Origin of the sequence: Limnospira sp. (assembly GCF_051859755.1) — a bacterium.
GTDB classification, from domain to species: Bacteria; Cyanobacteriota; Cyanobacteriia; order Cyanobacteriales; family Microcoleaceae; genus Limnospira; species Limnospira fusiformis.
Genome location: NZ_JBIMLI010000251.1, coordinates 1 through 3,558, shown reverse-complemented (window position 1 = coordinate 3,558; position 3,558 = coordinate 1). Strand labels below are relative to the sequence as shown.

At 46.0% G+C, this 3,558-nt stretch carries 4 protein-coding genes; 2 read left to right on the top strand and 2 right to left on the bottom strand.

Features of this window, described 5'->3' with window-relative positions; genetic code table 11:
• Positions 1 to 113: 113 nt before the first annotated feature.
• Positions 114 to 1,067 (top strand): PhoH family protein, encoded by a 954-nt coding sequence (locus ACTIE0_RS23445; protein ID WP_006620985.1) that lies wholly within the window; start codon positions 114 to 116, stop codon positions 1,065 to 1,067.
• A gap of 37 nt (positions 1,068 to 1,104) precedes the next feature.
• On the top strand, positions 1,105 to 1,491 hold the full coding sequence (locus ACTIE0_RS23440; protein ID WP_006620984.1) for a ChuX/HutX family heme-like substrate-binding protein: 387 nt from the start codon (positions 1,105 to 1,107) through the stop codon (positions 1,489 to 1,491).
• Between the two features lie 124 nt (positions 1,492 to 1,615).
• On the opposite strand, the gene ACTIE0_RS23435 is transcribed toward ACTIE0_RS23440, so the two are convergent.
• Positions 1,616 to 2,146: a hypothetical protein gene (locus ACTIE0_RS23435; RefSeq protein ID WP_006670677.1), complete on the bottom strand. Its 531-nt coding sequence runs from the start codon at positions 2,144 to 2,146 to the stop codon at positions 1,616 to 1,618.
• A 70-nt stretch (positions 2,147 to 2,216) separates the two neighbouring features.
• Positions 2,217 to 3,179, bottom strand: a complete 963-nt coding sequence (locus tag ACTIE0_RS23430) for a GDP-mannose 4,6-dehydratase (protein WP_006670676.1) — start codon at positions 3,177 to 3,179, stop codon at positions 2,217 to 2,219.
• Positions 3,180 to 3,558 lie beyond the last annotated feature (379 nt).

The window sequence follows — 3,558 nt, the reverse complement described above, 5'->3', positions numbered from 1 at the left end:
CAACCATACCCCTCCACCCCGCAAGGGGGTGCTGGCGGCTAAAGCTGCTTGAGTCGGTTTTCCTCTCCGCGATAAATCACGGAGCTTCCAACCCTCCCAGGAGTTTTACGTGAATGACTGAGCGACTGACGATTCAGTTACCTACTATCGAAAGTGCGATCGCTTTAGGGGGTTATCAAGAAGATAATCTCAAAACCCTGTCTAAACAAACTGGAACTCAGATAGTTTTGCGGGGTCAAGATTTGCTGATTAGTGGTACGACTAAACAGGTAGAATTGTGCCGAGTTTTGATAGAATCCCTCAAACCTTTTTGGGAAAATGGTAAAACTATCACAGACCCCGATATTCTAACCGCACGTCATGCTATTAATACCCACCAAGAAGCTAATCTGCGGGAACTTCAGCAGGATGTTTTAGCGAGAACTCGCCGAGGTCAGGATATACGCGCTAAAACTTTCCGTCAGCGACAATATATCCAAGCTATCCGCACCCATGATTTAACTTTTTGCATTGGACCAGCGGGAACTGGTAAAACTTATCTAGCAGCAATTATCGCGCTTCAGGCGTTACTTTCTGACCAATACGAAAGGTTAATTCTTACCCGTCCAGCGGTGGAAGCGGGGGAACGTCTAGGCTTCCTTCCGGGAGATTTGCAGCAAAAGGTTAATCCCTATTTGCGACCTCTTTATGATGCGATTTATGAGTTGGTAGACCCAGAAAAAGCAGCTAATTTGATGGAAAGGGGAGTGATTGAAGTTGCGCCTATTGCTTATATGCGGGGACGCACTCTCAATAATTCCTTTATCATCCTTGATGAGGCGCAAAATACGACTCCCGGACAAATGAAAATGGTGCTGACTCGTTTAGGGTCGCGATCGCGCATGGTGGTAACGGGTGATATTACCCAGACGGATCTACCACTAAATCAATCTTCGGGGTTGACAGTTGCCCTCAAGATTCTGCAAAATATTGAAGGGATAGCTTTCTGTGAGTTTTCTCAGGCGGATGTGGTGCGGAATCCTCTGGTTCAGCGCATTGTCGCCGCCTATGAACGACATGAAAAATAAATGACTATTACTGGATAGGTAATAGCTGAGAATAACTATGGCTGATTTAAAAGAGTTGTTAGAGTCTTGCGAAAGTTTGGGAACTTTGCGCTTAATTGTGACCAGTAGTGCTGCTGTTCTGGAAGTTAAGGGGAAAATTCAAAAGCTATTTTATGCAGAACTTCCGAAAGGAATGTATGCTAATATGCACAGCGATTTGTTTGAATTCCACCTAAATATTGACCAAATTAAAGCGGTTAAATTTGAGACGGGAGAAGCGAAGCGCGGGAATTTTACTACCTATGCGATTCGGTTTTTAGATGCTGAAAATCAACCAGCTTTAAGTGCTTTTTTACAATGGGGAAAACCCGGAGAATATGAACCAGGACAGGTAGAAGCCTGGGAGGGTTTGCGCGCCCAATATGGCGACCACATACAATTCTAATTCTCCTGGGTTGGTGGGTTGAAAGGAAGTGGAACCCAACATAGGTTGATGTGGGTGGGGTTAATCAACCAACTGTCCGGGTTCCTAGGGGTTTCCCAGCGGCGGGATGACCATATAGCTGCGGTTATGGGTTAACTTCGTATTTGGCTAAGTCGGCTTTTACCTGTTCCAAAAATTGACGCGATCGCTCTAAATCCGCCCTAGCACGTTCCAGCTTTTCAGATGATATCACAGTTGGGGATTCGGAAACTTGAGCCGATTCAGGAGTTTGGAATCGTACCTGTCCGATAGTAACAATACTATCATCCCGCAAAATAGCCTGTACAGTGAGTTCATTTTCCCCAGAAAATTCCCCCAAATCAATAATTTCTTTAAAGCCACTAATACTGGCGCTTGGTGCGTCGGGGTAAACCTTGGCGACATCAGGACGAGAATCACTAACGGAAATAGTTTTAACAATCTTTTCCCCCTGTAGGATTTCCACAGCAATAGCGGGTAAAGTTTTACCCAATACCCAACCGGAAAATTCAATTTCCGCAGAGTTAAGTTTAGCTTCGGCTTGGGGTCTATCAATCTTAAAATCCAGCAGGGACTCACAGTCCTCTTTAGGGACTAAGACAACTTCCAGAATGTGAACTTCTTTGTTTTTAGCCATTAGTAAATCATTAATCAAAAATCAGAGTTGTCAGCATAGACTATGATATTATATCATATCTATGTAGGTATTATGGCGATCGCTCCTGTTGCGCTTGCACCATCATTTTGACTATATCAGGCATTTGAAACTGAGCCTCCCATCCTAACTTATGTTTAGCCTTAGCGGGGGAGGCGCGACCGACAGCGATATCTGTAGGACGGTAGAGGCTTTGGTCAGTTTCGACAAAATCTTCCCAGTTTAGACCGACACAATCAAAAGCAGTTTTGACAAAATCCTGAAGAGAGTAAGTTTCCCCGGTAGCGATCGCATAATCATCAGCTTGTGGCTGCTGAAGCATCAAATACATGGCCTCGACATACTCAGGAGCCCAACCCCAATCTCGCTGCACGGAGATTCTACCCAAATATAGTTTATCCTGATTTCCAGAGGCGATCGCACAGGCTCCATGAATAATTTTCTGAGTCACAAACCGGGAGGGTCTCAGGGGGGACTCATGGTTAAATAGTATTCCAGAACAAGCAAATAAACCATAGGCTTCGCGATAGTTAGCGACTTCCCAAAAGGCGGCGGACTTAGCGACCGCGTAGGGACTGCGAGGACGAAAGGGGGTATTTTCATCCGCAGGTTCGCCGTAGGTATCACCAAAACACTCACTAGACCCAGCATTATAGAGTTTAATAGGTGCGCCAGTAAATCGGATCGCTTCTAAGAGGTTGAGGGTTCCCCCAGCGATACTATCGAGGGTTTCCACAGGTTGGTCAAAGGATAGACCCACGGAACTCTGACCCGCCAAGTTATAGACTTCCTGTGGTTCAACCTGGGTCAAAACTTGAAGAACACTACGAAAGTCGGTGAGAGACATGGAATATAATTTCACTCGGTCATAAATTCCCAACCTTTTCAAGTTCCGAAATGATGACATCTGTGCATCACGGGAAGTACCATATACCGCATAACCTTGATCTAACAGCAGTGATGCTAAATAGGCTCCATCCTGTCCAGATATTCCACAAATTAGCGCTTTTTTCATATACCGGGGTGGTTCAGACTACCAAATACAGATAATAACCGAATCATCATTCTAGTCCGTAGGGTGCGTCAGAGGGATAACCTATCGGGTCAACGGCCAATTTGGTTCATCTGACGCACCACCCCCATATCGTGGTCAAGAAACCCGGTTTCTTTGAGAAACCGGGTTTCTCAGGGGAAACGGTGGGGCGGGTTTACCACAACCTGGGTGGGGAATTGAGAATTGACGGCCGAGGCGCGCCCCTACAATTAATAATTAATAATTATCACCCTCGTAGGGTGCGTCAGAGGGATAACCTATCGGGTCAACGGGGGTTGGGGATCAGCTGGCGGAACAGGCTTATCGTGGGGGTGATGCCCGGTTTGGTTGAGAAGCCGGG

What these genes read in the sequence shown, in the direction of transcription:
- ACTIE0_RS23445 (WP_006620985.1), top strand. Translation starts at nt 114, where the DNA reads ATGACTGAGCGACTGACGATTCAGTTACCTACTATCGAAAGTGCGATC.
- ACTIE0_RS23440 (WP_006620984.1), top strand. Translation starts at nt 1,105, where the DNA reads ATGGCTGATTTAAAAGAGTTGTTAGAGTCTTGCGAAAGTTTGGGAACT.
- ACTIE0_RS23435 (WP_006670677.1), bottom strand. Translation starts at nt 2,146, where the DNA reads ATGGCTAAAAACAAAGAAGTTCACATTCTGGAAGTTGTCTTAGTCCCT.
- ACTIE0_RS23430 (WP_006670676.1), bottom strand. Translation starts at nt 3,179, where the DNA reads ATGAAAAAAGCGCTAATTTGTGGAATATCTGGACAGGATGGAGCCTAT.